Origin of the sequence: Chryseobacterium sp. C2(2020) (genome assembly GCF_014218915.1) — a bacterium.
GTDB lineage: Bacteria > Bacteroidota > Bacteroidia > Flavobacteriales > Weeksellaceae > Chryseobacterium > Chryseobacterium mucoviscidosis.
Genome location: NZ_JACLCT010000004.1, coordinates 57,237 through 83,879, shown reverse-complemented (window position 1 = coordinate 83,879; position 26,643 = coordinate 57,237). Strand labels below are relative to the sequence as shown.

Here is a 26,643-nt window from a genome sequence, read left to right as displayed (position 1 = left end):
GAAATGAAGAGTTTTAAAGATTTTTTTGAAAAATACCAATGGGATGAGGTGAAAACGAAGCTTGGAAAAGTAACGTTAACTGATGTTGAAAAAAGTCTTCAGAAAAAAAATAAAACCATAGACGATTTTTTGAATTTTCTGTCGCCGGTTGCTTCTCAAAAACTGGAAGTGATGGCAAAAATGACTCAACAGCTTACCCAAAAGCGTTTCGGAAAAACCATTCAGTTGTATGCGCCGTTGTATCTTAGCAATGAATGTCAGAATATCTGTACTTACTGCGGTTTCAGTCTGGATAATTCCATTAAAAGAAAAACACTTTCTGAAGCCGAAATTCTTATTGAAGCCTCCGTTTTAAAATCAATGGGTGTAAACCATGTTTTGCTGGTGAGCGGTGAAGCCAATAAAACGGTCGGAATTGATTATTTTCTGAATACGATTCAGCTTTTAAAGCCTCATTTTGCTAATATTTCGATTGAAGTTCAGCCTTTATCTGAAGAAGAATACCGACGGCTCCATAAAGCGGGAGTACATGCGGTTTTGGTTTATCAGGAAACCTATCATCATGAAGTGTACAAAGAATACCATCCGAAAGGAAAAAAGTCGAATTTCGAATTTCGTCTGGAAACGCCCGACAGAATTGGAAAAGCCGGAATTCATAAAACAGGACTCGGCGTTTTACTGGGGCTGGAAGATTGGCGGGTAGACAGTTTTTTCAACGCATTACACATCGATTATCTTCAGAAGCAATACTGGAAAAGCAGATATTCAGTTTCATTTCCGCGCCTTCGACCTGCGGAAGGGATTATTGAGCCGAATTTCATCATGCCCGACAGAGATTTATTACAGCTCATCTGCGCTTACCGGATCTGGAATGAAGATTTGGAGATTTCTATTTCCACAAGAGAAAACGAAAAATTCAGAAATAACATTATTTCATTGGGTGCAACAGCAATGAGTGCTGCTTCTAAAACCAATCCGGGAGGTTATGCGGTGGATAAAGAGTCGTTGGAACAGTTCGAAACCAGTGATGAAAGAAGCATGGAAGAAATCAAAAATATCATTAAAAAAGCAGGCTACGATCCGGTAATGAAAGATTGGGATGTGGTTTATAGCGGAATTTAAATTAGAAATTTGAACCATTAAGATTTTATTAAGGAGTTAAGTTTAATTAAGAAAATATTTAAAAATATTTTTTTAGTAATTCAGCTTATTTTTATTTGCTTGCAAATACTTAATCTTTCTAAACTCCTTAATAAAATCTTAATGGTTCAAATAAAAATAATCAATGAAAAAAGAAGATATCTTCGCAAGATACAGCCGACAGATTTTCATAGAAGAAATCGGTCTGGAAGGTCAAAAAAAAATAATGAATTCTAAAGTTTTGGTAATCGGAGCCGGAGGTTTGGGAAGCCCCGTTATTCAATATTTGGCTGCTGCAGGTGTCGGAACTTTGGGTGTCGTGGACTTTGATGAGGTGGAACTCCATAATTTAAACCGACAGATTATTCACAATGAAAAAACGGTTGGAATTTCTAAAATAAAAAGCGCCGGAATATTTGTCAGAAATCTAAATCATCAAATTAAATTTATTGGAATTGAACAAAAAGTAGATGAATCAAACGCAGAAGAATTGATTTCCGGATTTGATATCATTATTGATGGTTCCGATAATTTTAAAACGAGATATTTAGTTAATGACGCTTGTGTACAATTCAAAAAGCCTTTGGTTTATGGAAGTATTCTCGGATTTTCAGGGCAGGTCGCGATTTTTAATTATAATGGCAGCAAAAATTTAAGAGATATTTTTCCGAAACCGCCTTTTGAAGAACAACTTCCGGATTGCGACAGTTTAGGCGTTTTGGGTGCTTTACCCGGAATTGTAGGAAGCATGATGGCGAATTTAGCTTTGAAAATTATTACAGATTTACCATTGCAGTTGAATCAACTAACATTGATTGATACATTGAATTGGAGATTCCAGACGATTGATTTCTAATTTAAACACAAATAGCACGAATGCTTTGCACAAATAACACAAATATTCTAAGTTTTAGCTAAAGCCTTTCTTTCGGGACATAAAAAAGCGGACTAAAGTCCGCTCGTATCGATTAAACACTAATGGCACAAATTTTTTTGCACAAACCGCACAAATATTCTAAGTTTTGGCTAAAGCCTTTCTTTGGGCATAAAAAGCGGACTAAAGTCCGCTCCTATTGATAAAATAAATACTTATTAGTTTCAATTTTGCTTAATCATTATAAATCAAAATTATTCGTGAAATTTGTGTAAAAACATTCGTGCAATTTGTTTTTAAACAAAAAACTACTGTCCCTGCTGCATCACACCGCCATTTTCATCTTTCTTCGTCTGATTCAGAATGTTTGCATCTTCTTTTGCCAATTTGTTCTTCGTCGGGATTTTGTAATTAACCGATAATCCGAAATTTCTTGAGTCGTATTTGGTTCTTAGCATAACTGTTTCTCCGGAAGGCGGATTCGAGCGAACCTGCATCAATTGTCCGTTGAAAATATCATTGGCAAAAACAGAAACCGTCAAACGATTATCCATAAACTTCTTCGTAAGCGTAAGATCCACAGAATTGTTGAATGGTTTTTCTGCGGTGAAATAAAAATATCCTGCTTTTGGAGTCAGATAACTGTAATTGGCTGTTAACTTGATTTCTTTCGGTAAGATAATTTGCGTCATCAGATTCAGAATCCAGAATCCTTTATTGTTCAGATTGTCAATGTCATGCTTTTGATAACCTGCGTAAATGTACATGAAGTTGATCTTATCCGGATTGAAATTAAACTTCATAATTTCGCTCAGCGGTTTGCTGAAAATCATGAAAGGAACCGGTAATCCGACGTTGAAATTGTGGATTTTCATTTCAGAAATATTAATCTGCTCGTTGAAGAGATTTTTTCCGTCTTTTCTGATGATCTGCGCTACCTGATTTTTCGCTGAACTTACACTGTATCCGATAAATGCATAATCGAAAGCTGAAATTTTTATTTCATAATTATCAAAAATCGTTGGCTGAAGATTCGGGTTTCCCGTTACCTGCGTATTCGGTCCCTGAAATGTGGTGTTGTTAGGATTTAAGGCAGAAATACTCGGCAAATTGATCTTTTTATTGTAATTCGCTGCTACGTATACCTGATTCATCAGATTGTACTGAACACTTGCGTTCGGGAACAATTTAAACTTGTTAAAAGGAAGAAGATCTGCCTCAATAAGATTTTTGTTGTTGTAATATCTTGTAACACCGGAAATATCATAATTTTCAGCACGCGTTCCCAAAATAAAATCAAACTTTTTCAGCTTAGCCTGAAACTCCAGATAAGTTGCCGTTGTCTGTCTGGTGTATTCTAAATTCGTAATTCCTTTGCTTTCCGTATCAAATTTCTGATGCTCGTACAATCCTCCCAAACTTACTTTTCCGCCGTCCAAAATCTTTAAAGGCTGAGAATAATCTACCTTAAAGTTGGCGATTTCCATATCCGATTTGTTGTTCAGCTTATTAGAAAAAGGAATTCTTGGACTATTTTCAACAGGATTGGTATAAACCACATCTGTAAAAATATTATCCTGAATAAATTTACTGTCGGATTTTGTAAAACCAAACTGGAAATCCAGCTTTTGGGATTTTTCTGTAAAACGTTTCTGATAAGTTACCACAGCTTCCTGTCTCAAATTATCGGTGTGAGCTGCATCAAAGGATGAAAAATTTCCTTCTCTGATAATGTTTGGATTCAGATAATACGGAAGATCTGCAAGTCCGTTGCTGGCTGTATAATTATCATTGTTATTATGGTAAATATCATAATTTAAAAGCAATCTGTCCTGTCCGAGATCAAAAGTAAGCCCAGATTTTGCAAAATATCCTCTTCCCACTCTGTCCGTATTGCTTAACATCAGATTGTCCTGATTGCTGTTCAGCATACTTTCACGGTAATTCTGTCCAACATTCAGTTGCCATCCGAAAATTTTATTTCTCGCATTCAGATTCAGAGAGTTGCTTGTTCTGCTTCTGAATTTATCATAATTCGTAAAAGAATAATTTCCGGAATAGGTTGCCGTTAAATATTTATTAGCATTCTTATTCGTAATAATATTCATGATGGCACCGCCTGAAGTGGCAGGAAATTCCGCACCGGGCTGTGTAATAACTTCAATTCGGTCTACAGAATTGGCGGGCATTCCTTCAAGAAAAGAATTTAGCTCATTGGAAGTAATGTTCAAAGGTCTTCCGTTTAAATAAACATCCAGAACTTTTCCCTGATACATCATTCCTGCGATATCTGTAGAAACCAATCCGGGAAGTTTTTTGATGCCTTCCAGAACGTTTCCGTTATTAAGCTGCGGCTGTTCCGAAAAATCGAAAATCGTACGGTCGGCTTTTTGTTCAACGGCTTTTTTAGTTTTGGTAATGGTTACTCCTTCAATTTGTTTTTCTTTGGTTGCCTGGTTATTCGTTTTTTCCTGGGCAAAAGAAAAGATGCTGCCCAAAAGTGATAACGCAATAATTGCTTTTTTCATAATGTCTTTCTGATATTCTATTAGACAATGAAAAAAGTACTTTTGTTACATTTTTATTCACTTAAATTTAAAATCTATACCCTGCGGAAATAAAGAGGCGGAATAATCCACCATACTGATCTCTGTCTGAAGCAGATAAATTTTTAACAATTCCGGCTTCCAGACCAGCTTCCACAAAGAGATTTGATAGAAATACATATTTTTCTCCCACTCCGGCTCCGATTCCTAAAGATGATCCCCATTTCTCATTATTTAAAGTCTTACCATTATCGTCAAGCGGAGAATATTTGTCTCTGTTGTAAATAGCTAATGCTTCAATAAAAAAATCTTTTGCAATACCTTCATTGTCTGTGTAAAATCTATAATATGGCATAACCGTATATTTTTCTTTCCATTGGTATATAAAATAACTTCCTATTCCGGCATTGTAATTAATAATTCGTTCATATCCAATATCAATTCTTGATTTAAATATTCCAAAGGCATTAATTTTTACTTCGTTGTTTTCCTGCGCGAAAGAGAGTAGAGGAAGAAATGATAAAAGCAGTAAAAGTTTTTTCATAGTTCAGTTTTACTCTTAGTTTTTAAAGCCTAAAAATAAGCTAAATCAATATAAAACAAAAAGCAACTTCAATCTGAAGTTGCTTTTTTATGATTAATTAAATCTAACAATTAATTTTTCTCCTGTTGTTTGATCAGATTCAGAGCAGAACCTGCCTTAAACCAGTCAATTTGCTGATCATTGTAGGTGTGGTTTGCCATCACAATGTCTTTCGTTCCATCTGAATGGATGAATTCTAAAGTCAGTTGTTTCCCCGGAGCAAACTGATCAAGATCCAGGAAATTGATTACATCATCTTCCAGAATTTTATCATAATCTGCTTCATTGGCAAAAGTAATTCCCAACATTCCCTGCTTTTTAAGGTTGGTTTCATGAATTCTCGCAAACGATTTTACCAAAACAGCTTTTACGCCCAAATGTCTCGGTTCCATTGCAGCATGCTCTCTTGAAGAACCTTCCCCGTAGTTTTGGTCTCCCACAACGATGGATGGAATTCCTGCGGCTTTATAATCTCTCTGTACAGCAGGAACTTCTCCGTATTCTCCTGTAAGCTGATTTTTAACTTTATTGGTTTCCATGTTGAACGCATTAACTGCTCCGATCAACATATTATTTGAAATATTATCAAGGTGACCTCTGTATTTCAGCCATGGTCCTGCCATAGAAATGTGGTCGGTGGTACATTTTCCGAAAGCTTTTATTAAAAGTCTTGCTCCTGTAATATTTTTACCATCCCAAGCCGGAAATTCTTCCAGTAACTGAAGTCTGTCTGAAGTTGGGCTTACATTTACCACTACAGAAGATCCGTCTTCAGAAGGTGCCTGATAACCATTGTCATCCACAGCGAATCCTTTTTCCGGTAATTCAAAACCTTTAGGCTCGTCTAATTTAATCTGCTCTCCGGCTTCGTTGGTTAAAGTATCGGTAATCGGATTAAAATCCAGTCTGCCCGAAATTGCCACAGCAGCTACCATTTCCGGAGAAGCTACGAAAGCGTGTGTATTTGGATTTCCGTCTGCTCTTTTTGCAAAGTTTCTGTTGAAAGAGTGAATGATTGAATTCTTTTCACCTTTTTCAGCACCTTCTCTGTCCCATTGTCCGATACAAGGTCCGCAGGCGTTTGTAAAGATTCTAGCATTCTCAAATTTTCTGAATGAATTCAGGAAACCGTCTCTTTCTGCGGTAAATTTCACCTGCTCAGAACCCGGATTAATTCCTAAAATAGCTTTTGGTTTCACTCCTTTAGCAACGGCATCTTCCACGATAGAAGCTGCTCTTGATAAATCTTCATAGGACGAATTGGTACAAGAACCAATCAGTGCCCATTCTACTTCTAATGGCCAACCGTTGGCTTCTGCTTTTGCCCTGAATTCAGAAACAGGCGTTGCCAGATCCGGAGTGAAAGGTCCGTTTAAGTGAGGAGTCAGTTCAGAAAGATTAATTTCAATTAGCTGATCAAAATATTGTTCAGGATTTGCATACACTTCAGGATCTCCTGTTAAATGTTCTGCAATCTGATCTGCCGCATCTACAACATCCTGTCTTCCGGTAGACGAAAGGTATCTTCTCATGGAATCATCATAGCCGAAAGTAGAAGTCGTTGCTCCGATTTCCGCTCCCATGTTACATATGGTTCCTTTACCTGTCGCTGAAAGAGATTGTGCTCCTTCTCCGAAATATTCTACGATGCAGCCTGTTCCTCCTTTTACAGTAAGAATTCCTGCCACTTTTAAGATCACGTCTTTTGCGGAAGTCCAGCCCGACATTTTACCGGTTAGTTTTACCCCGATTAATTTTGGCATTTTAAGTTCCCAAGCCATTCCCGCCATTACATCTACAGCATCTGCACCGCCAACTCCGATGGCAACCATTCCTAAACCTCCTGCGTTTACAGTATGAGAATCGGTTCCGATCATCATTCCTCCCGGGAAAGCATAGTTTTCCAGTACAACCTGATGGATAATTCCGGCTCCCGGTTTCCAGAAACCGATTCCGTACTTATCACAAACCGAACTCAGGAAATTGAAAACTTCCGAGTTTTTGTTGATACCTTCCTGTAAATCTGCTTCTGCACCTACTCTTGCCTGAATAAGGTGATCGGCGTGAGCGGTTGAAGGAACAGCCACTTTCGCTTTTCCTGCCTGCATAAACTGTAGCAGAGCCATTTGTGCCGTTGCATCCTGCATCGCTACTCTGTCCGGTGCGAAATCTACATAAGAATTTCCTCTTTCGTGTGCCTGTGTTGCATTTCCTTCCCAAAGGTGGGTATAAAGGATTTTTTCTGAAAGGGTAAGAGGTTTTCCCACTACTTTTCTTGCCGCAGCAATTCTTTCAGGGTAACGCTCGTACACTTTTTTGATCATATCAATATCAAAAGTCATATCTGAATTTATTTTTCTTCTGTTTTAATTATTTGCTCTTTGCTATTAAATTAATTAACATCATTAAATTATCAAATTCTATTCCTGTATGCTTTTAAAAAGGATAAAAAATGATAAATAATTCTGAAATTTCCAACCTTCAAGTTAAGAAAAAATAAAATTTTTGTGATTGATCTAAGTTAAAATAATTTTTGCAGATCTTTAAATGGAAAGATTCTAAATAAAAAATTGAAAGATTCTACATCTTTACGAGTAAAATCTTTCAATTCTATAAATTGTTAAAACAGCCTTTATGGCTTCTTTGTAAACTCTTTTAGTGAGCACTTGTACTTGTAAGTTCTTTAATAGAAGGAACAAAAGTAGTAAGGTCAATTCCTTCAACCGCTGTTTTATATTCATCGATGCTTGGAATTCTTCCCATGATCGCAGAAAGTACAACCACCGGAGTTGAAGCTAATAGAGATTCTCCTTTTTTACGTTCAGAATCTTCAACCACTCTTCCCTGGAAAAGACGCGTAGAAGTTGCTAAAACCGTATCTCCTTTTGCTGCTTTTTCCTGATTCCCCATACAAAGGTTACATCCCGGTCTTTCTAGATACATCATGTTTTTGTATTCAACACGAGCTTCGCCTTTAGGAGCATTATCGTCAAACTCAAAACCTGAATATTTCTCTAAAAATTCCCAGTCGCCTTCCGCTTTTAATTCATCAATGATGTTATAGGTAGGAGCAGCCACCACAAGCGGAGCTTTAAATTCTACCGTACCATTTTGTTTTTCAATGTTTTTAAGCATTTGAGAAACAATTTTAAGATCTCCTTTGTGAACCATACAAGATCCGACGAAACCAAGATCTACTTTTTTCTCACCACCATAATACGTTAAATCTCTGATGGTATCGTGCGTATATCTTTTAGAAACATCTTCGTTGTTTACATCCGGATCGGCGATCATCGGTTCTACGATGGCATCAAGATCTACAACAACCTCAGCGTAATATTTAGCATTGGAATCCGGAGTCAGAGCAGGTTTTTCACCGGATCTGATTTCCTCAATTCTTTTATTAGCCTTGTCAATTAATCCCTGAAGAACCTGATTGTGGTTATCCATTCCTTTATCAATCATAATCTGGATTCTGCTTTTTGCAATTTCCAAAGACTCGATTAAAGTAGCATCTTCAGAAATATTGATGGAAGCTTTTGCTTTCATTTCAGCCGTCCAGTCTGTGAAGGTAAATGCCTGATCGGCAGGAAGTGTTCCGATGTGAACCTCAATAATTCTTCCCTGGAATACGTTTTCTCCTCCGAACTGTTTCAGCATCTGAGCCTGAGTTGCATGAACCACATCACGGAAATCCATGTGTTCTTTCATGGTTCCTTTGAATGTAACTTTTACAGATTCCGGAATTGGCATTGACGCTTCTCCTGTCGCCAAAGCAAGGGCAACAGTTCCTGAATCTGCTCCGAAAGCAACTCCTTTAGACATTCTCGTGTGAGAATCTCCTCCGATGATGATTGCCCATTCGTCTACAGTAATATCGTTAAGAACTTTGTGAATAACGTCTGTCATCGCGTGATATTCACCTTTCGGGTCACGCGCTGTGATCAAACCGAATTCGTTCATGAATTTCATTAATTTAGGAATATTAGCCTGTGCTTTTTTATCCCAAACTGAAGCGGTGTGACATCCGGACTGGTAAGCTCCGTCTACTACCGGAGAAATTACCGTTGCAGCCATAGATTCCAGTTCCTGAGCCGTCATTAAACCGGTAGTATCCTGAGAACCTACGATGTTTACTTTCACACGTACATCAGAACCTGCGTGTAAGATTTTACCCGGAGTTTTTCCTAATGCATTTCTGTTAAAGATTTTTTCAACCGCAGTAAGCCCCTGTCCTTCGTGAGAAATTTCTTTAGAAGGTGCAAAAACTACCGGAGCTTCGATGCCTAAAACTTCAGCAGCGAATGTCTGTAATTTTTTACCGAACACGATGGCGTAAGATCCACCCGCTTTAATGAATTCCATTTTCTGCGGTGTGAAAGATTTTGTAAGATCGATAAGTTCCTGATCTCCGTTGTATAATTTTTTCTCTTTGGTATTGATGGTTAAAACCGTTCCCGTTGCAACAGAATAAGTCTGCTCAAGAATAGGTTCGCCTTCTTCGTTAAGAACAGCTTTTCCGTTTTCGTCTACTTTCTTTACCCAGTTTTTAAGATCGATTCCTATTCCGCCTGTTACGTCTACTGTTGTAAGGAAGATAGGAGAAATGCCGTTTGTTCCTCCAACGATAGGAGCAATATTTACGAAAGGAATATAAGGACTTGCCTGTTTTCCTGTCCAAAGTGCAACGTTGTTTACACCGGACATACGCGAAGAACCAACTCCCATTGTTCCTTTTTCTGCGATAAGCATTACGCTTGCATCCGGATGTTTTGCCTGTAACGCTTTGATTTCTTCCTGTGCCTGAGGCGTAATCATACATTTACCGTGTAATTCGCGGTCTGATCTTGAGTGCGCCTGATTACCCGGAGAAAGTAAGTCGGTAGAAATGTCTCCTTCCCCTGCGATGAAAGTAACCACTTTAATTTCTTCAGCAACTTCAGGAAGTTTTGTAAAGAATTCTGCCTTTGCATAGCTTTCAAGAATTTCTTTTGCAATTTCGTTTCCGATATTGAAGGCTTCTTTCAGACGGGTTGTATCTGCTTCATAAAGGAAAACCTGTGTTTTCAGTACTTCTGCAGCCTGTCTTGCAATATTTTCATCGTTGCCTAAAGCAAGATCCAACAATACTTCGATAGATTTTCCACCTTTCATGTGGGATAACAATTCGAAAGCAAAAACCGGAGAGATTTCTTCTACTACAGATTCACCAAGAATAATTTCTTTTAAAAATTTAGCTTTTACACCGGCTGCACTCGTGGTTCCGGGTAAGGTATTGTAAATAAAAAATTTAAGAGAATCAGCCCTGTACTCGTTTGCTGTATCTTTAATCTGTGCGATGATCTCGCTTAATAATTCTGCACTGTCAATCGGCTTTGGATGAAGCCCCTGAGTTTTTCTTTCTTCAATCTCTTGGATGTAATCCTGATAAATATTCATAATAATAGAAATCTTTTCAATCTTAATCGGATGATAATCAACATTATTCACGAGAAGATTATCATCGTGTGTTTTCCGGCAGAATTATTATTTTTTTGTTTATTTGATCTAAGCAAGAAGCTGAAATTTTTAGATAGAATATTAAAAATGACTTCTTTAAGACATCTGTCATAATAAATGCCTGAAAACGTGCCCAAATTTACGGAATTTTACAATTTTTTCAAGTTTAAATTATTTAGATTCTTTATAAATATGTATTTTATATTTTCTATTTTTGGCGATATTTTTGCAAACAATTGATGATTATGAAAAATGCAGCTTCGGTTTTATTCCTTTTTATTTCGGTTTTTGTTTTTTCTCAGGCTAAAACAGTGAAGAAATTGTCTTCGAAGACAGGTTCTAAAACTGTGGTTAAAAAATTACCAGAAAAGGCAAAACTTAATAGCAATTTTCCCATCATCAATGAAGAGCTTCCGCTTTTAATTCCGAAAAAACAGGACGGTAAATTCGGATATGTGAACCAAAAAGGAAAATTCATCATCCAGCCGGAATATCACATTGCGGTATTTTTCTACGAAGACTGTAATCTTCTGAACTCTCCAAATGTAAAACTCAGAAAATTCGGGACTGCGGATTATGCGACGGTAGAAAAAGATGAAATTTCTTACCGTGTCGACAGAACAGGCAAAAGGGTGTATCAGTATAAACAGTCCGATTTGGCAAAATGTCCTCACAAAGAATACGTTCAGCAGCTTTTTCAGGTATATACGATGAATGGTTTTTTCGGAATCATTGAAAAAGCAACGTTTGAAAATCCTTATGATTACAAGCAGTTTAAAATTTATCCTCAATACGACTATCTTTTTATTTTAGAAGGTGATGATGTTGCCAATCCCATGATTATTGCTTCAAAAAATAATGTTTTCGGAGTCGTGGATGTGAATGGAAAGGTGATTATTCCGTTTGAATATTCTGATATTAAACGAAATTTTAGCTGGAAGCTTGGTAAAATGTTCGAGGTTTCAAAAGACAGTAAGAATTATTATTATGTAGATTCGCAGAATAAGACCTATTAGATTTAAACACGAATTGCACGAATCTTTTACAGATAGCACAAACCTTTAATCAAAATGATCTTGGTGAAAAAATAGGTTGAAAAACGTAATTTCCTACAGTTGGTAAATTTTTCGTAATTTCGCGGCTGAAATAAAGGGGTGCTGTAGCAAGCTGAGATTATACCCAATGAACCTGGAACGGGTAATGCCGTTTAGGGAAATTAAAAATGAGCAATAGGTAATGAGCAATGAGTAATCCTCATCATATTACTTATTACCGATTACTAATTACTCATCATAATCCGCCCCTTTTATTCATTAAATTTTAAAGATTTATAGAATGAAAGGATTATTTTTTTTAGGGCTTACCGTTGGCTCTTTCGCTTTTTTACAGGCGCAGAATTCCGATTCCCTGAAAGTAAGGGAAATTGAAGCCGTTAATTTTACCAAAAGACTTCCTGTTGCCAAAGAAATCATCAATGTCCAGAAAGATTTGGACAGCAGAAATTTAGGACAGGATCTCCCGATTTTACTGAAGAATCAGACTTCCATCATTTCAACTTCAGATGCCGGAAACGGAGTGGGGTATACAGGATTCCGGATTCGTGGTGTTGCGGGAAGCGCCATTAATGTCATGATGAACGGTGTTCCGTACAACGATTCCGAAAGTCAGGGAACGTTTTTCGTGAATGTTCCGGATCTTACGAGTTCGGCATCACAGATTTTAATTCAGAGAGGGGTGGGAACTTCCAATAATGGTTCTGCGGCTTTTGGAGCAAGCATCAATGTACTTTCCAAAGATCCTGAAGAGAAGTTTTACTTTAAAACGGATGACAGTTACGGATCATTCAACACCTACAAATATTCTGCGGAAATAGGTTCCGGAAAATTCTGGGGAAACCGTCTTTCTGTGATGGGAAGATATACCCACATTAATTCTGACGGATATATAGACCGCGCTTTCTCAAAATTAAATTCTTACAATCTGACCGCTTTATATGAGGAAGGAAATACAAGAATTCGTCTGATGGCTTTCGGAGGAAAAGAAAAAACGTATCAGGCGTGGAACGGAATCGATAGGAAAACATGGGAAACCGATCCTAAATTTAATTATTCGGGAGCAATTTACGATTCGAACTGGGAAAACATCGTCGGATTTTATGATAACGAAACGGATAATTACCGACAAAACCATTATCAGTTGCTTTTGGAACAGAAATTCAATGAAAGATGGAATTTAGAAACAACGGTACATTACACCAAAGGAAAAGGATATTATGAAAACTATAAGCAGGACGCTAAATTTTCGAAATATAATCTTCCTAACTTCATCAACGGTTCTCAAACCTTAACGAGAGCGGATTTTATCAGAAAGAAATGGCTGGATAACGATTTTTACGGAGTTGTTTCCACGCTTTACGGAAAATTGGGAGCTGTTGATGTGAACTTCGGAGCCGTTGCCAATCAATATTACGGAAGACATTTCGGAAATGTAACGGGCGTTTTTCTTCCTCAAATTGATGAACATGAATATTACAGAAACCGCTCTGTGAAAAACGAAGTTTCAGGTTTTGCCAAAGCACTGGTAAGAATGAATGATTTTGAATTTTTCGGAGACCTGCAATTGAGAAATGTAGATTATGATACAAAAATCATCATGGCAGGAGATGGAGAAGGGGCTGATTTAAATAAAAACTGGCTGTTCTTTAATCCAAAAGCGGGAATCAATTATAAAATTTCAGCAGGAAAAATTTTCGTTTCTTATGCTCATGCGCACCGCGAACCGAACAGAGATGATCTTTTGGCAAACAATGAAGTGAAGGCTGAAAAGCTGCATGATTTCGAAGCTGGAGTAGAGAAGCAGTTCGGAAAAGTGTCTTTTACCGCGAACTTATATTATATGTATTATGTGAATCAGTTGGTTTTAAATGGCGAACTGAATAATGTGGGGGCTTTCATCAGAACGAATTCCGGGAAAAGCTACCGAAGCGGAATCGAGCTTGGAGCTTTGGCAAAACTTTCCAAACAATGGGAACTTTCCGGAAATGTGAGTTTCAGCAACAACAGAAATTTAGATTTTAAAGTGGAAACAGAAACGGGCGTTAAAGATCTCGGAAATACGCAGATTTCTTTTTCTCCGGATGTGATTGCCAATTTAGGTTTGAAATTCAATCCGACACAGAATTTCCAGTTTGCATTGATGAATCAGTATGTCGGAAAACAATATCTGGATAATTCGGAAGATGAAAATTTACAGCTTAAAGATTATTTTTTAACCGATTTTAATGCGCAGTATCAGTTTAAAATTAAAAATAATGAAATTGCTCTGAAGCTTTTGGTTAATAATTTATTCAATAAAAAGTATGTGAACAACGGAGCTGTTTATGACGGTTCTCCGTATTATTTTTCTCAGGCAGGAACGAATTTTATGTTTGGGATCAGCTGGAAAATTCAGTAAACAGTCAGGCTATATTTAAGATTAATTATAGAATGTAAAGTTAGATTTAAGGCTGCTTCGGCAGTCTTTTTATTGTATTTCAGTTTTCAAAATCAATAGGTGCGGGATTTAGCGTGTTTTCAAAATTAAATTCTGTAAAATTTGTTTCATCCAAAAATATAATTCATATTTCTAAACACAAATTCATAATCAATAAATCTCTCAAAAAGTCGTGAAAAAGTCATAAATTTGCTGCCAAATGAATATTTCAGCTTACATTTTAGAATATTTGAAACAATTCGGGACCGTTATTGTTCCGGATTTTGGCGTTTTTTCTTTGGAAAATTCCAAAGCCATTATCAATTCCGAAAATGGGAGCATTCTTCCTCCTGCAAGCAAAATCGTTTACACTCCCGATTATGAGGTAAAGTCTGATGATTTGGCATCTTTTATTGCGGGGCAGAAACATATGACTTTGGAAGCTTCAAAAACAGATCTTCAGATTCAGACCGATTTTTGGAAGAAAAAACTGCAGGCAGATCAGACGCTTGAAATTCAGGGTTTAGGAGTCCTTTTTGTAGAAGACGGCAAAACGCACTTCAAAGGAAACAGACTGCAGTCGGATCATCCGGATTTTTATGGTCTTGAAGAAATTAAGATTTCCGATATCAGCAATAAAAACACTCAGTCAGAAACTTCTTTGAATACCGAAAAAGATTATCAGTTTAATAAATCTATTCTTTGGGCTTTTCTGGTTATCATCCCGATTTTAGGAATCGTATACGTAGCATACACGCAGCAGGAACTTCTTTTCGGAGAGAAATCTTTTGACAAAGCCAATATCTCTGTACAGACAAAAACACACAGAATTCAGGATACTGTAAAAGCTCAGCCAAGAATAATGAATCCGGCTCCGGTTGCAGATTCTTTAAAGAAAGATTCTGTGGTTCCAAAAACCATTCAGCCCGCCGTGCAGAACGCGGCAAAAGTTCCGGCAACTCAAAACAACACTAAGACAACGAAATGGCAAAAATAAAAAAGGCGTCAGAATCTCTGACGGTGATGACGAATATTGTACTTCCGAATGACACCAACCAATTGAGAAACCTTTTCGGAGGAGAATTATTGGCAAGAATGGACCGATGTGCTTCTATTTCCGCAACAAGACATTGCGAAAGAAGAGTCGTAACGGCATCCGTAAATCACGTTTCATTCGATCATCCGATTCCGGAAGGAGGAATTGTTGTGATGGAATCCAAAGTTTCCAGAGCTTTTTCCACCTCAATGGAAATTTATGTAGATGTTTGGCTGGATGATCCGATCAATCATAAAAAAATTCAGACCAACAAAGGAATTTATACTTTCGTTGCGGTAGATGAGTTCAACAGACCGATCCCGATTCCAGATATGGAACCTGAAACAGATCTTGAAAAAGAACGATATGCAGCGGCACTTAGAAGAAAAGAACTTTCCCTGATTCTTTCCGGAAGAATGAAACCCTCTGAATCTATTGAGCTTAAAAAGCTTTTCCAAGAAGATACTACGGCATAATTTCTTTCAAAGACAATCCGCAGAATACTACAGTTATCAATACAGATAGAACCGACAGAATATTTGTCGGTTTTTTATTGCTGCTTCCAATGATGATTCTAAATATTCATCCGTTTTTCTGAACATTTTTTCAGGAAAGACTAAGATTAAACCAATAAAAATTAAAATGATGGCATTAATTGCTGCTTCAAACCACAGAAAAATTTTACTCCCAAAACCATCTGCATCTTCAGAAGAATAGTGAATTGGAATCGTTTCATTAATTGAAGAAAATTTTACCGCTAAAAAAATTAGGTAACCCAAAAACAGCAAAATGGAGAAACTGAAAATGACTTTATATAATTTCATTTTGATGTAAAAATTGAAAAATTCTATTTCACAAAAGCGGTTTCTAAAACTTTGAATCTTACCTTTGCATCAGCAAATATAAAGAATTATGTCTTCCATGAGAATTTTACTCCTCGATAAAAACCACCCCTTAATTACCGAACAGCTTCTGGCTAAAAACTTTATTCTGGAAGAAGATTTCAGCTCTTCTTATGATGAGATTTGTGCTAAAATTGAACATTACGACGGAATTATCATCCGAAGCAGAATTCCTTTAGACCAAAACTTTTTAGAAAAAGCAAAAAATCTGAAATTCATTGCAAGAGTAGGAGCGGGAATGGAAAATATAGACATTCCGGTTGCTGAAAAACTGGGAATTCAACTGATCAATTCTCCGGAAGGAAACAGGGATTCTGTGGCAGAGCACGTTGTCGGAATGTTGCTGATTTTAATGAACCGGCTTTTTATCGCATCGCAGGAAGTGAAAAACGGAATTTGGCTTCGGGAAGAAAACAGAGGCGATGAACTTTTGGGAAAAACAGTCGGACTCATCGGTTACGGAAATATGGGAAAAGCCACGGCAAAAAGACTTTCAGGTTTTGGCTGTACCGTGATTTTTCATGATATTCTACCGAATCTTTCGGATGAATTTGCAACACAGGTTTCTCTGGAAGAATTAAAGCAAAGAGCTGAAGTTGTAAGCTTACATATTCCTCTAACGGAACAGACCTATTATTTGGTGGATGGTCCGTTTATCTCTGATATGAAAAACAATTTCTATTTTGTAAATACAGCAAGAGGAAAGAATGTTGAAACGAAAAGTTTAGTTGAGGCATTAAAAACAGGTAAAGTAAAAGGTGCCTGTCTTGATGTTCTGGAATACGAAAAATCCTCTTTCGAAAATCTGGAAACAGAAAATGAAGACCTTCAATACCTTCTGGAAACCGAGAAAGTAATTGTTACTCCGCATATTGCAGGATGGACCGTTCAGAGCAAGGAAAAACTTGCGCAGGTGATTGTAGATAAAATTGTGGCACAGTTTGCTTAGCCTTGAAATTCAGTAAGATTAGAAACAAATTTTTACGATACTATTTTATGAATTATTTTTAATTTTTATTTATGTTAAATAATTCATAATTTCTATTCAGGAGATACGAATTATTTCGAGTTTTATTAAATTGCCGCTCATTTTCGAAACTCATGACGAAGCGTAATTTTATCCTTGTATTATCTGCATTTTTATTCCTTTTTTCCTGCAAAAAAAAAACTGAAAATCAGGACAGTGTCGCTGAAAGCACCACCAATCTTCCCAATTACGGAAATGTAGACTTAGCCAAAGTTTTTACACCTGCTGAGAATCAGGTTGCCAATAAGGCTTCACTCGCAAATTATATCAACAGTTATTACCAGAAAGTTTGGGAAAACGGTGATCTGAGCGGGGGAATTTTAGTCGCGAAAGGAGATAATATCATCTACGAAAATTACAGAGGCTTTGCCAGAGAAGGAAATCAGAACCCGATCGGTAAAAATACGCCGCTTCATGTGGCTTCCGTTTCAAAAACGTTAACCGCAATGGCAATGCTGAAGTTGGTGGAAGCAGGAAAAGTGAATTTATCCGATCATCTTACCCAGTATTTTCCGGGCTTTCCTTATCCGAATGTTACTGTTAAAACATTGCTCGATCAGAGAAGCGGTCTTCCAAAATATGAATATTTCATCACGAAAATTCAGCCGGCTCCCGCGGAACTTTCAAAAACGTTCCTTATGAATGAGGATATTTTGAATATGATCATTAAATATAAACCGGATCTGGCAAGAGAAACAGATACCGGATTTATGTACTGTAACACGAATTTTGCCATGTTGGCTTTAATTATTGAAAAAGTAACGAAAGTTCCTTTTCCTCAGGCGATGAAAGAAATGGTTTTTGATCCTCTGAAAATGAAAAACTCCTATATTTTTCAGGAAAAAGATATTCCGACGGCATCACAGTCTTTTTATTACGGAGGAAATAAACTGTATCCTTTGGACAGGCTGGATTTAATTTACGGAGATAAAAATGTTTATACCACTCCTAGAGATTTATACAGTTTTTCAAAAGCGATGTTTTCGAAAGATTTTTTAAAGCCTGAATTGATGGAGCAGGTTTTCACACCTTACAGCAATGAAAAATTCGGCATGAACAATTACGGTTTCGGCTTCAGGATGAAAATTTTTGATAACGGAGAAAAACTTACGTATCACAACGGTTGGTGGCACGGAACGAATTCCGTTTTTGCCCATCTTCTGAAATCTAAAGTTACCATTATTGCTATCGGTAATAAATATTCCAACAGAGTATATACAGCTTTGGCTTTATCGGGATTATTCGAAGATTTTCCGCCTCAGAAAGACAAACTTCACAGCGTAATGAGCGATGATCGCGATACATTAAAAGGTCATAGTGAAGTTTATGGAGAATAATGTTTATTTTTGCGTAAACATCTTCATGAAAAGAATTCTTTTTTTATTGGTTTTCGCTTTTCTTTTGCAGTCTTGTGCAAGGGTAGGTTCGCCTGTAGGAGGCGCAAAAGATTCCTTAGCTCCGAAATTTTTAAGCTCAAATATAGATTCTTCAAGAGTAAATGTGCCAAGAGATATAAAGCAGTTGCGAATAGATTTTGACGAATACATTACGTTAAAAGACATCAACAAAAACCTGAATATTTCTCCGCCGATTAAAAATATCACCAGAATTGTTCCTTCCAATATTGCCAATAAATTTATCCTGATCCAGTGGAAAGATACTTTACAGGCAAATACAACGTATAATTTTAATTTCGGAAATTCTATTGCAGATAATAATGAAGCCAATATTCTGAGATATTACAATTTCGCGTTTTCTACGGGAGATAAGCTTGATGATCTTTATGTAAGCGGGGATGTAAGAGATGCTTTATCCATTAAAAAAGCCAGTGAAAATAAATTTGTGGTAGGATTATATCAGGTAAAAGACACCATCAATTACAGACAAAAACCTTACTACATTACCAAAGTTGATGATGATGGCTATTTTGAACTGAATTATCTTGCTGCCGGAAAATATAAAATCATCGCATTTGAAGATGAAAACGGAAATTCCATCTACGATGCGGGAAAAGAGAAAGTAGGATTTCAGAAAGATCCTGTTGTCGTAGAGAAATCGGTTTCAGGATTAAATCTTAAATTATATCCGTCTAAAAAGCCGGTGAAATACCTTGAAATGAAAGAAGCTCCGGGAGGTGTTGTGATGACTTTCGAAGGAAAACCGAATGAAGTAACCGTAAAACCTTTAAACGAAAAAATAAAAGAATATAAGGTAACCCACGCTCCGAAATCCGATTCCGTAAGAATCTGGTTTGATGCTGTGAAAAGTGATGTAGGACAGACTACAAACGAGAATTTAAAATTCGGATATAATGCCGGTGTCGGAAAAAAAGACAGCCTTTACAACGCCTCGTTGTTTTACAGATACAATGCGAAAAACGCAATGGATATCAACAGTGATAACGGCGGTGCAATGCTTCCTCCGAGAGAAGATTTTAAAATCCTTTCCAATTATTATGTGGATAAAATAAACACGGATAAATGGATTTTCAGAGTTGCAGGAGACTCATTGAACACTGTTCCTTTTACCGCAAAAATCTCAGAGAAAAATCCGTATCAGATTTTGGTGAAAGCGGATTTTATTTCAGGTAAAAAATATCAGCTTACCATTCCGAAAGAAACCGTTTCATCATTCTTTGCTAAAAATTATCAGTCGAAACGTTTCGATTTTGAAGTGGATAAAGTTGAGAATTTCGGAAGCTTAAAATTCATCCTTCAGAACGCTCCCGCATCAAGTTACTGGCTGCAACTTTTAGACAGTTCAGATAAAGTATTGTTCCAGAAATATACCAAAGGAAGCGAGGTGAAATTTGATATTCTTAAACCGGGAGAATACATTGTAAGGATTTTAGTGGATAATAACGAAAACGGCTTTTGGGATGAAGCAGATTTCCAGAACGAAACTTTCGCGGAAGATTCCTACATTTACTACAAAACAGCCATCGTAAGACCGCTTTGGGACAGCAACGAAAACTGGGATCTTAAAGATACAAGAGTTCTGGATCCGTCAAAAATAAGCACACCGAAAGCAGAGCCGAAATCTCAGCCGAAAGATGCTAATAAGCTTGATCTGAAAGGAAATGATGCTTTGGTAACGCCTTCAAGCTAAATATGAAAACATTTAAGAAAATATTTTTCTGGACTTTGCTGGGATTTGCTTTAATTCAGTTTATTTCAACAGATAAAGTAAATCCTCCGGTTGATCACAAAGTGAATTTTGTGGATGCTAAAAAAGCACCTGCAAAAATTCAGGAATTGTTGAAAGGAGCGTGCTACGATTGTCATACCAACGAAACGGTTTACCCTAAATATGCTTACATCGCACCGATTTCATGGTCTGTGAAAAGTCATATCAACGAAGGAAGAGAACATCTTAATTTTTCAATTTGGGAAACCTATAATAAAGATTTAAAGCAGAGTATGCTGAGTAAGTCGATCCAGACTATTCAGAATAAAACCATGCCAATGCCGGGTTATATTGTTTATCACAAGAAAGCTAATCTCTCCGATGCAGAAAGAGCTTTACTGATTCAGTATTTTGATCAGATGCTGAAATCCAAAACTTATTAATCAAACTTAAGTTCAGTGTAAGAATTTATAAAAACAAATGGTTTAACTGTTTGATTATCATTGTTTTTTTTTTTTTTTTTTTCTATTCAGGCAGTCAATCATTTCTTAAAAGCATTTCATAGAATACAATACTTCTTCGTTTTCCTTTGCGATAAAATAATCAGATTTTGAAAATCAACTTAAGAATCTTTAATTTAACCAGAGTTCGAGATAAGTCTTCTTAACCGCAAGGTTAAACAAAGAAATTCAATTATCAGGAATTCAGTTTTTAAGATATACAAAGGCGTAAAACTTATCCAAGTAATACCATTTTTGTCTTTTTTAAATAAACGAAGTGCCTTTGTTTAGCTTACCAACTTTTAATAATTAAAAAAAATCTTTTGTTTTTCTTTGCGATAAAATAATACAACGCTATAAATCAATTTTTTAAATTTATTTCTTATCCTGAACTGAGTTTAATTTATGTTGATCATGCAAAGCAAAAGCATAAAAAATCTCCCGCAAATTTTACATATTTAGTAGATGTCTGTAAAATCTGCGGGAGAAATATATTTCAGGAATATTAAATATTCTTCAGGTACTCTTCAAAAAACTTTTTCTGAGAATCAAAAGCGATATCCTCGAGATTCAGTTCTTTTAAAGGAATCCAGACTGCTTCTGAAATTTCAGACAATTCAAGATTCACTTCAAATTTTTCCGGAACGCGGTATTCATAAAAAAGATCAATGGTATTATAATCAATCTCTTTGTACTGATAGACGTTTGGAAGGCTCGTTAAGTACTTTAAATTTGAAATATCAACAACCAGCTGCAGCTCTTCAAAAAGTTCTCTTTTACAGGTTTCTTCTGCACTTTCCTTCGGATCTACAAAACCTCCTGCAAGATCGAGTTTTCCCTTTTTAGGATCTCTGTTTCTTCTTGTAAGATAAATTTCATCATTATATCTTATTACCACAGCTACCGCTCCGGCAACGTTGTTGTATAATGTGAAACCACAGTTTTGGCAGCTCCATTTTCTTTCTCCATCCCACTGTAAAGATTCTTTGCCGCAGTTGGGGCAATATTTCAGTATTTTCATTGAGTTACATTAATATTTCTCGGGTGATAAGACAAGATCACATCACGCAGCTCCTCTGTTTTCAGGTGGGTGTAGATCTCTGTCGTCGTAATGCTGGAATGTCCGAGCATTTCCTGAATATAACGAAGATCTGCACCATTCTGAAGCAAATGGGTTGCAAAAGAATGTCTGAATGTATGCGGTGATATTTTTTTGCTTACACCCGCCTTGTCTGTTAATTCTTTTATAATTAAAAATACGATTACTCTGGACATCGATGTTCCGCGACTGTTCAGGAATAAAGTGTCTTCGTATTTCTTATTAATTTTACTTTTAGAACGTACTTCCTGAATGTAATTTTCCAAAAGATCTGCCGTATAATCTGCTAAAGGAACGAAACGTGTTTTGTTTCCCTTTCCGTTTACCTTAATATATTGCTCTTTAAAATTGATATTGGAAATTTTCAGATCAATAAGTTCCGAAACACGGAGTCCGCATCCGTACAAAACTTCGATAATACACTGATTTCTCTTTCCAAGGTCGGAATTTACCTCAATCGCGCTGATAATCTTGTTGATATCGGGCAGGCTTAAGGTATCCGGTAAGTAAAGACCCAGTTTAGGACCTTCAAGCAAAGAAGCCGGATTGTCTTCGCGGTATTCATCCTCCAGTAAAAATTTGAAGAATGCTTTAATGGAAGAGATCCATCTCGCCTGAGATCTTTCGCTAAATTTTTGTTTGGAAAGATTGAAAATGTATTCCTGCAGATTTTCGTAGCCTATAGTATCCGGTCCGACGTTGCCCAGATCTTCTTCTGCGTATTCTTTTAGTTTTTTGATGTCTCGAATATAGGCGTCGAGAGTGTTTTCTGAAAAGTTTCTCTCGAATCGAAGAAAGATCTCAAAATCCTTAATTTTTTCATCCCAAGTCATGTTGTGTTATTTTTTTAGTTCACTTTCCGAAATTTGTTCTATTTCAATATTGTGGTTTCTTAAAAATGATATCCCGTCGTCGTCTGAATATTCATTGATGTAGACAAGTCTGGTGATTCCCGCCTGAAGAATGAGCTTACTGCATTCTTTACAGGGTGAGAGCGTTAAATACAGTGTTGCGCCTTTTGCAGACTGCGTGGAAGCTGCCAGTTTTAAAATAGCATTCGCTTCTGCATGAAGTACGTACCAGTGTGTTTTGCCGTCATTGTCCTCACAGCAGTTTTCAAATCCTGAAGGAGTACCATTATAACCATCTGAAATAATCATCCTATCTTTTACGATAAGAGCTCCTACTTGTTTTCGTTTACAGTAGGAAAGTTTTGCCCATTCCTGAGCCATTTTTAGATAAGCTTTGTCAAACTTATTCATACCGCCGCATTTGTTTGTTTCGAAATAATTTGTATTAAGGGTAAAAAGTTTAGAAGCTTGGCTTTCTTTTTTCAAGAAAAGCAGAAACTCCTTCTTTTTTGTCGTCCATTTCAAAAAGCTCTCCGAAATATTTAATCTCAGTTTCAAAACCTTTATCCGTGTCCGATAAGTTTACAGCTTGAATTGCTTTGGAAATTGCCATTGGTGAATTGTAGGCAATAACGTTGGCTAATTCTTTTGTTTTGTTTAATAATTCTTCTATTGGATATACTTCATTTACCAGTCCGATTTCTTTTGCTTTTGCAGCAGGAACCATTTTGGCAGAGAAGATCATTTCATTGGCAATGCCTTTTCCTACAAGCTTCGGTAATCTCTGGGTTCCTCCGTAACCGGGAATTAATCCTAAAGTTACTTCCGGAAGTCCCAGTTTTGCATTTTCCGATGCGTATCTGATGTGGCAAGCCATGGCAAGCTCAAGACCTCCGCCTAATGCAAAACCGTTTACGGCTGCAATTACCGGCTTGGTCATATTTTCAATTTTGTTGAATAAAGTATTGTGTCCGTTTTTGGCAAGTTCTTCTGCCTTTTCCTGTCCAAAATCACTAAATTCTTTAATATCTGCTCCTGCAACGAAAGATTTTTCACCGCTTCCTGTAAGAATAACTACTCTGCAGGATTGGTCTGAATCTAACTCGTCCAAAGCTGAACTTAATTCGCTGATTGTTTTAGCATTAAGTGCATTTAAACTCTCAGGTCTGTTTATTGTAATAATAGATATTTTATCTTCCTTATTTAATAATATATTTTCGTAACCCATTTTCCACTTTAAAATATTATTCTGTGCAAATTATGAATTTTTTATAAAAAAAAGGAAAAAATATTGACTTTTTTTCCTTCTGATTGAAATTATTGTTTAAGATACTTATTTCGTGTGGTTCATCATATTTGCATCAATAACCACATTCAGTTGAGATGCCACTTTCATTCCAAGCTCAATATTAGCTCTGAAAAAATGACATAACTGTCTGTTAATGATCTCATCTTTTTTCGGTCCCGTGATTCCTTTCATGCTTCCAACAATGTTATTTACAAGGTTTTGCCTGTCTTCCGGATTCATTGCCTTTGTATATAATAATCCGGGTTGGGTGTAATGATCGTCATCATTTTCATTTCTGTTGTAACTTGCTACATGAGCGCTGTCCAGTTCATATTCGAAACTTTTGTAGGCAGGATCCGGCTTAATATCATCAAAGCTGTTCGGATGATAGTTTGGCTTATCCTGATAATGGCTGGAATCTGCCATAAATCCGTCTCTCTGATAGTTGTTAACCGCAAAAGGACATCGGTTAACTTCCAGCAGGTGAGCATTTACGCCCACTCTGTATCGGTGCGCATCCGGATAAGAAAATAATCTTCCCTGAAGCATTTTATCCGGTGAAAAGCTGATTCCATCGATTAAATTACTCGGCGAGAAAACAGATTGTTCTACATGCGCAAAATAATTAACCGGAACTTCGTTCAGTTCCATTTCTCCGACTTCAATTAACGGGAAGTCGCTCTGGAACCATACTTTGGTAATATCAAAAGGATTCCATCTGAAATCTCTTGCCTGTTCTTCTGTCATTACCTGAATGTACATTGTCCATTTCGGGAAATTTCCTTCCTCGATGGCATTGCAAAGGTCTTCCTGCGCAAAATCAGGATTTTCTCCTGCCATTTTTACCGCTTCATCATTGGTGAAATTTTTAATTCCCTGTTTGGATTTCAGATGAAACTTCACCCAGACTCTTTCATTCTGAGCATTGATCATAGAGAACGTGTGAGAACCGAAACCGTGCATGTGTCTGTGTCCGTAAGGTGTTCCTCTGTCCGACATTAAGATAAGAACCTGATGAAGAGATTCAGGATTCAGACTCCAGAAATCCCACATCATGGTTGCACTTTTCAGATTCGTTTTCGGAACTCTTTTTTGGGTATGGATGAAATCCGGGAATTTTTTCGCATCCTTGATGAAAAATACCGGCGTGTTGTTTCCAACCAGATCCCAGTTCCCGTCTTCTGTGTAGAATTTTAAAGCAAAACCTCTCGGATCTCTAGCAGTATCTGCGCTTCCTTTCTCTCCGCCTACTGTGGAAAAACGGGCAAACATTCTGCATGAATTGCCAACTTTAGAAAATAATTTTGCTTTTGTATACTGGGTAATATCGTGGGTAACCGTAAACGTTCCGTAAGCTCCCGTTCCTTTTGCATGAACAATTCTTTCCGGGATTCTTTCTCTTACAAAATGAGCAAGATTTTCCTGTAAAATAAAATCCTGCAGTAATACCGGACCTCTTGGACCGACTGTTTGTGAATCCTGATGTTCGTAATAGGGAGCGCCGTTACTTAAGGTTAATTTTTTAGAATCCATAGATTTATGATTTTTGTGAATGATTTTTTAACTGTATTTGTTTATGTAAAGGTACTAAATATCAAATTTACTTGAATTTTTAATTGCAAATGGCAAAAACATTTTATCTTTGTAATAGATAATATTAATCAGATGAACATTCAGCAACTCGAGTATCTTATCGCGGTTGATAAGTACAAACATTTTGGGAAAGCGGCTCAAGCATGCTTCATTACGCAGCCTACACTAAGTGCAATGATACAGAAATTTGAGGATGAACTGGATGTGAAGGTTTTCGACAGAACAACGCACCCGATCCGTACCACAGATGTGGGACTTCAGATCATCGATCAGGCAAAGGTGATTATAGAATCTGTCAATGAACTTAAAAATAAAGCCAATCTTTTAAACAATATTTTAGGAGGAACCATCAACATCGGAATTATTCCTACCGTTTCTTCTTTCATCCTGCCTACGGAAATCTTCAAATTTTTGGAAGAAAACCCGAAAATCCAGATGAATGTAAAGGAAATGACGACAGACAACATCATCAAAGCTTTGAAAGCAGGAGAGTTGGATGCCGGAATTATTTCCACACCTTATGATGCGGCAGATGAATTTTATCAGGATTTCTTATTCAATGAAGAATTGATGATCTACAGTTCTGAGAAAGAAGCCAACAAGAAAAATTCTTATGTCGTTCCTGAAGAACTGAATGTAGAAAAAGTATGGCTGCTTGAAGAAGGAAACTGTCTGAGAAACCAATTCGAAAATATCTGTCATTTAAAAGAAAATACATTAAAGCCTAAAAACTTAGATTTTCTCGCTTCTAATATCCAGACTTTGGTTCACATGGTGGATAAGGTAGGAGGAATCAGTATTTTGCCGGAGTTGGCTCTTAATCAGCTTTCAGATGTGCAGAAGGAGAATGTTTTCAGATTTAAGAAGCCTTTCCCGTACAGAGAAATCAGCATTATTTACTACAAACCGACCTTTAAGCAGAAGATTATTGATGAGTTGTCGCATTCTATCAGAAATTCTTTAGAGAAAAAACTGAATTATCACGAAAATCCGAAAGAATTTGTAAGCATAAAACCGCAATAGTGTTTTATGTTAAATATCATCAAATCATTAATTTAAAGAAGAGATAATAAGTAGACAAAAATTTTGAGTATTAAAAAATAGTACT

21 protein-coding genes and 1 riboswitch are annotated in these 26,643 nt (G+C 36.7%); of the genes, 11 read left to right on the top strand and 10 right to left on the bottom strand.

Going from position 1 to position 26,643, the window contains the following annotated elements; translation table 11 throughout:
• The first annotated feature begins 3 nt into the window (after positions 1 to 3).
• Positions 4 to 1,122: a 2-iminoacetate synthase ThiH gene (thiH, locus tag H6W52_RS03770; protein WP_116096740.1), complete on the top strand. Its 1,119-nt coding sequence runs from the start codon at positions 4 to 6 to the stop codon at positions 1,120 to 1,122.
• A gap of 163 nt (positions 1,123 to 1,285) precedes the next feature.
• Positions 1,286 to 1,996, top strand: coding sequence for a HesA/MoeB/ThiF family protein (locus H6W52_RS03765; protein ID WP_185216472.1), 711 nt, complete (start codon positions 1,286 to 1,288; stop codon positions 1,994 to 1,996).
• Between the two features lie 326 nt (positions 1,997 to 2,322).
• On the opposite strand, the gene H6W52_RS03760 is transcribed toward H6W52_RS03765, so the two are convergent.
• The 4 genes from H6W52_RS03760 to H6W52_RS03745 all read right to left on the bottom strand — a co-directional run bounded on the left by H6W52_RS03760 (position 2,323) and on the right by H6W52_RS03745 (position 10,582).
• Positions 2,323 to 4,542 carry an outer membrane beta-barrel protein gene (locus H6W52_RS03760; protein WP_116096744.1) on the bottom strand — a complete coding sequence of 740 codons (2,220 nt, stop codon included), beginning with the start codon at positions 4,540 to 4,542 and terminating at the stop codon, positions 2,323 to 2,325.
• 67 nt (positions 4,543 to 4,609) lie between these two features.
• Entirely contained in the window at positions 4,610 to 5,104 is a 495-nt protein-coding gene (locus H6W52_RS03755) for a hypothetical protein (protein ID WP_116096746.1), read from the bottom strand.
• Positions 5,105 to 5,214: 110 nt separating this feature from the next.
• On the bottom strand, positions 5,215 to 7,485 hold the full coding sequence (locus H6W52_RS03750) for an aconitate hydratase (RefSeq protein WP_116096748.1): 2,271 nt from the start codon (positions 7,483 to 7,485) through the stop codon (positions 5,215 to 5,217).
• Positions 7,486 to 7,798: 313 nt separating this feature from the next.
• Positions 7,799 to 10,582: a bifunctional aconitate hydratase 2/2-methylisocitrate dehydratase gene (locus H6W52_RS03745; protein WP_116096808.1), complete on the bottom strand. Its 2,784-nt coding sequence runs from the start codon at positions 10,580 to 10,582 to the stop codon at positions 7,799 to 7,801.
• A 305-nt stretch (positions 10,583 to 10,887) separates the two neighbouring features.
• On the opposite strand from H6W52_RS03745, the gene H6W52_RS03740 reads away from it, so the two are divergent.
• The 4 genes from H6W52_RS03740 (at position 10,888) to H6W52_RS03725 (ending at position 15,625) form a co-directional block, all read left to right on the top strand.
• Complete coding sequence (locus tag H6W52_RS03740) at positions 10,888 to 11,658, top strand: WG repeat-containing protein (protein ID WP_116096750.1); 771 nt, start codon at positions 10,888 to 10,890, stop codon at positions 11,656 to 11,658.
• 126 nt (positions 11,659 to 11,784) lie between these two features.
• Positions 11,785 to 11,873, top strand: a riboswitch (TPP riboswitch).
• 104 nt (positions 11,874 to 11,977) lie between these two features.
• Positions 11,978 to 14,095: a TonB-dependent receptor gene (locus H6W52_RS03735; RefSeq protein ID WP_116096752.1), complete on the top strand. Its 2,118-nt coding sequence runs from the start codon at positions 11,978 to 11,980 to the stop codon at positions 14,093 to 14,095.
• A gap of 238 nt (positions 14,096 to 14,333) precedes the next feature.
• Positions 14,334 to 15,110 carry a hypothetical protein gene (locus tag H6W52_RS03730; RefSeq protein WP_116096754.1) on the top strand — a complete coding sequence of 259 codons (777 nt, stop codon included), beginning with the start codon at positions 14,334 to 14,336 and terminating at the stop codon, positions 15,108 to 15,110.
• A complete protein-coding gene (locus H6W52_RS03725) occupies positions 15,098 to 15,625 on the top strand; it encodes an acyl-CoA thioesterase (protein ID WP_087708285.1) in 528 nt (175 codons plus the stop codon). Before H6W52_RS03730 ends, H6W52_RS03725 begins: the two co-directional genes overlap by 13 nt.
• Positions 15,626 to 15,661: 36 nt before the next feature.
• On the opposite strand, the gene H6W52_RS03720 is transcribed toward H6W52_RS03725, so the two are convergent.
• A complete protein-coding gene (locus H6W52_RS03720) occupies positions 15,662 to 15,973 on the bottom strand; it encodes a DUF1648 domain-containing protein (RefSeq protein WP_116096756.1) in 312 nt (103 codons plus the stop codon).
• A 97-nt stretch (positions 15,974 to 16,070) separates the two neighbouring features.
• Here H6W52_RS03720 and H6W52_RS03715 point away from each other — a divergent pair, with 97 nt between their 5' ends.
• The 4 genes from H6W52_RS03715 to H6W52_RS03700 all read left to right on the top strand — a co-directional run bounded on the left by H6W52_RS03715 (position 16,071) and on the right by H6W52_RS03700 (position 20,647).
• Complete coding sequence (locus tag H6W52_RS03715) at positions 16,071 to 17,000, top strand: 2-hydroxyacid dehydrogenase (RefSeq protein ID WP_116096810.1); 930 nt, start codon at positions 16,071 to 16,073, stop codon at positions 16,998 to 17,000.
• A gap of 152 nt (positions 17,001 to 17,152) precedes the next feature.
• Positions 17,153 to 18,415 carry a serine hydrolase domain-containing protein gene (locus H6W52_RS03710; RefSeq protein ID WP_116096758.1) on the top strand — a complete coding sequence of 421 codons (1,263 nt, stop codon included), beginning with the start codon at positions 17,153 to 17,155 and terminating at the stop codon, positions 18,413 to 18,415.
• Positions 18,416 to 18,440: 25 nt separating this feature from the next.
• The gene (locus tag H6W52_RS03705; protein WP_116096760.1) at positions 18,441 to 20,186 is read left to right on the top strand and encodes an Ig-like domain-containing domain; all 1,746 of its coding nucleotides are present in this window, start codon (positions 18,441 to 18,443) and stop codon (positions 20,184 to 20,186) included.
• 2 nt (positions 20,187 to 20,188) lie between these two features.
• On the top strand, positions 20,189 to 20,647 hold the full coding sequence (locus tag H6W52_RS03700; RefSeq protein WP_087708293.1) for a heme-binding domain-containing protein: 459 nt from the start codon (positions 20,189 to 20,191) through the stop codon (positions 20,645 to 20,647).
• A 562-nt stretch (positions 20,648 to 21,209) separates the two neighbouring features.
• Here the strand turns inward: H6W52_RS03700 and H6W52_RS03695 are convergent.
• The 5 genes from H6W52_RS03695 to H6W52_RS03675 all read right to left on the bottom strand — a co-directional run bounded on the left by H6W52_RS03695 (position 21,210) and on the right by H6W52_RS03675 (position 25,475).
• Positions 21,210 to 21,725 (bottom strand): NUDIX hydrolase, encoded by a 516-nt coding sequence (locus tag H6W52_RS03695; RefSeq protein ID WP_087708295.1) that lies wholly within the window; start codon positions 21,723 to 21,725, stop codon positions 21,210 to 21,212.
• Positions 21,722 to 22,636, bottom strand: coding sequence for a site-specific tyrosine recombinase XerD (gene xerD, locus H6W52_RS03690; protein ID WP_087708296.1), 915 nt, complete (start codon positions 22,634 to 22,636; stop codon positions 21,722 to 21,724). The genes H6W52_RS03695 and xerD overlap by 4 nt, the downstream gene beginning before the upstream one ends.
• A gap of 6 nt (positions 22,637 to 22,642) precedes the next feature.
• Positions 22,643 to 23,065, bottom strand: a complete 423-nt coding sequence (locus H6W52_RS03685) for a deoxycytidylate deaminase (protein ID WP_076396228.1) — start codon at positions 23,063 to 23,065, stop codon at positions 22,643 to 22,645.
• Positions 23,066 to 23,114: 49 nt separating this feature from the next.
• On the bottom strand, positions 23,115 to 23,882 hold the full coding sequence (locus H6W52_RS03680) for an enoyl-CoA hydratase-related protein (RefSeq protein WP_116096762.1): 768 nt from the start codon (positions 23,880 to 23,882) through the stop codon (positions 23,115 to 23,117).
• A gap of 105 nt (positions 23,883 to 23,987) precedes the next feature.
• Positions 23,988 to 25,475: a catalase gene (locus H6W52_RS03675; RefSeq protein WP_116096764.1), complete on the bottom strand. Its 1,488-nt coding sequence runs from the start codon at positions 25,473 to 25,475 to the stop codon at positions 23,988 to 23,990.
• A gap of 132 nt (positions 25,476 to 25,607) precedes the next feature.
• Between H6W52_RS03675 and H6W52_RS03670 the strand changes: the two genes are divergently transcribed.
• A complete protein-coding gene (locus tag H6W52_RS03670) occupies positions 25,608 to 26,558 on the top strand; it encodes a LysR substrate-binding domain-containing protein (RefSeq protein ID WP_076396233.1) in 951 nt (316 codons plus the stop codon).
• The last annotated feature ends 85 nt before the right edge of the window (positions 26,559 to 26,643 follow it).

What these genes read in the sequence shown, in the direction of transcription:
- H6W52_RS03755 (WP_116096746.1), bottom strand. Translation starts at nt 5,104, where the DNA reads ATGAAAAAACTTTTACTGCTTTTATCATTTCTTCCTCTACTCTCTTTC.
- H6W52_RS03730 (WP_116096754.1), top strand. Translation starts at nt 14,334, where the DNA reads ATGAATATTTCAGCTTACATTTTAGAATATTTGAAACAATTCGGGACC.
- H6W52_RS03750 (WP_116096748.1), bottom strand. Translation starts at nt 7,485, where the DNA reads ATGACTTTTGATATTGATATGATCAAAAAAGTGTACGAGCGTTACCCT.
- H6W52_RS03710 (WP_116096758.1), top strand. Translation starts at nt 17,153, where the DNA reads ATGACGAAGCGTAATTTTATCCTTGTATTATCTGCATTTTTATTCCTT.
- H6W52_RS03740 (WP_116096750.1), top strand. Translation starts at nt 10,888, where the DNA reads ATGAAAAATGCAGCTTCGGTTTTATTCCTTTTTATTTCGGTTTTTGTT.
- H6W52_RS03685 (WP_076396228.1), bottom strand. Translation starts at nt 23,065, where the DNA reads ATGAATAAGTTTGACAAAGCTTATCTAAAAATGGCTCAGGAATGGGCA.
- H6W52_RS03675 (WP_116096764.1), bottom strand. Translation starts at nt 25,475, where the DNA reads ATGGATTCTAAAAAATTAACCTTAAGTAACGGCGCTCCCTATTACGAA.
- H6W52_RS03715 (WP_116096810.1), top strand. Translation starts at nt 16,071, where the DNA reads ATGAGAATTTTACTCCTCGATAAAAACCACCCCTTAATTACCGAACAG.
- H6W52_RS03700 (WP_087708293.1), top strand. Translation starts at nt 20,189, where the DNA reads ATGAAAACATTTAAGAAAATATTTTTCTGGACTTTGCTGGGATTTGCT.
- H6W52_RS03695 (WP_087708295.1), bottom strand. Translation starts at nt 21,725, where the DNA reads ATGAAAATACTGAAATATTGCCCCAACTGCGGCAAAGAATCTTTACAG.
- H6W52_RS03705 (WP_116096760.1), top strand. Translation starts at nt 18,441, where the DNA reads ATGAAAAGAATTCTTTTTTTATTGGTTTTCGCTTTTCTTTTGCAGTCT.
- H6W52_RS03720 (WP_116096756.1), bottom strand. Translation starts at nt 15,973, where the DNA reads ATGAAATTATATAAAGTCATTTTCAGTTTCTCCATTTTGCTGTTTTTG.
- H6W52_RS03725 (WP_087708285.1), top strand. Translation starts at nt 15,098, where the DNA reads ATGGCAAAAATAAAAAAGGCGTCAGAATCTCTGACGGTGATGACGAAT.
- H6W52_RS03735 (WP_116096752.1), top strand. Translation starts at nt 11,978, where the DNA reads ATGAAAGGATTATTTTTTTTAGGGCTTACCGTTGGCTCTTTCGCTTTT.
- xerD (WP_087708296.1), bottom strand. Translation starts at nt 22,636, where the DNA reads ATGACTTGGGATGAAAAAATTAAGGATTTTGAGATCTTTCTTCGATTC.
- H6W52_RS03760 (WP_116096744.1), bottom strand. Translation starts at nt 4,542, where the DNA reads ATGAAAAAAGCAATTATTGCGTTATCACTTTTGGGCAGCATCTTTTCT.
- H6W52_RS03765 (WP_185216472.1), top strand. Translation starts at nt 1,286, where the DNA reads ATGAAAAAAGAAGATATCTTCGCAAGATACAGCCGACAGATTTTCATA.
- H6W52_RS03680 (WP_116096762.1), bottom strand. Translation starts at nt 23,882, where the DNA reads ATGGGTTACGAAAATATATTATTAAATAAGGAAGATAAAATATCTATT.
- H6W52_RS03745 (WP_116096808.1), bottom strand. Translation starts at nt 10,582, where the DNA reads ATGAATATTTATCAGGATTACATCCAAGAGATTGAAGAAAGAAAAACT.
- thiH (WP_116096740.1), top strand. Translation starts at nt 4, where the DNA reads ATGAAGAGTTTTAAAGATTTTTTTGAAAAATACCAATGGGATGAGGTG.
- H6W52_RS03670 (WP_076396233.1), top strand. Translation starts at nt 25,608, where the DNA reads ATGAACATTCAGCAACTCGAGTATCTTATCGCGGTTGATAAGTACAAA.